Annotated in this window: 1 protein-coding gene; it reads right to left on the reverse strand. The window is 56.4% G+C overall.

The window, feature by feature from the left end; genetic code table 11:
• Positions 1-80 precede the first annotated feature (80 nt).
• Positions 81-266 (reverse strand): hypothetical protein (locus SB764_RS41035; protein ID WP_410866901.1); only part of this gene is annotated, 186 nt, incomplete at its 5' end.

A 266-nucleotide genomic window follows, 5' to 3' on the forward strand; every position in this document is an offset into this window, starting at 1 on the left:
GCCTTTAAACAAAAGAGAAGCCGCAGGCGCTTCTCACCTCGGCTAAATCTGGCGCGAAACTACGTATCGCGCCTGAAAAGTCAAGTCTGTTTTGCCCGGAAAACAAAACGGAAGGCATAAAGCACCACGTAAAGCCCGAAAAACACGGCGAGCGCCCAGGCGAAGCCATCGGTGCCGGCGACATCCATGGAAATGCCCACGGCCTGTGGTCCTGCTATCGTGCCCATGGCGTAACAGAAGATGAAGGCGGCATTGGCGGCCACGAG

It is taken from the genome of Paraburkholderia sp. SIMBA_027 (assembly GCF_046535315.1).
GTDB classification, from domain to species: Bacteria; Pseudomonadota; Gammaproteobacteria; order Burkholderiales; family Burkholderiaceae; genus Paraburkholderia; species Paraburkholderia tropica.